At 66.9% G+C, this 296-nt stretch carries 1 pseudogene; it reads right to left on the reverse strand.

What is annotated here, in order from left to right:
• Positions 1–296 (reverse strand): annotated as a pseudogene (locus HMPREF2924_RS37100) (glutamine synthetase); the annotation flags it as partial.

A 296-nucleotide genomic window follows, 5' to 3' on the forward strand; every position in this document is an offset into this window, starting at 1 on the left:
TTGCAGGCGACGAAGATGTCGATGTACTTCGGGTCGATGTACTTCGCCATGATCTCGCTTTCGTCCAGCTCGCGCAGGGCGTCGCGCAGGTTGTTCGGCAGGCTCGGCTCCATCTGCTCGTAGGAGTTGCCTTCGATCGGCGCGCCCGGCTCGACCTTGTTGGTCAGCCCGTGATGAACGCCTGCCAGCACCGCTGCCAGTAGCAGGTAGGGGTTGGCGTCGGCGCCGGCCACGCGGTGTTCCAGGCGTACCGCGTCCGGGCTGCCGGTGGGCACGCGCAGGGCCACGGTGCGGTT

The organism is Pseudomonas sp. HMSC063H08 (assembly GCF_001813645.1).
Classification (GTDB): Bacteria; Pseudomonadota; Gammaproteobacteria; order Pseudomonadales; family Pseudomonadaceae; genus Pseudomonas; species Pseudomonas aeruginosa.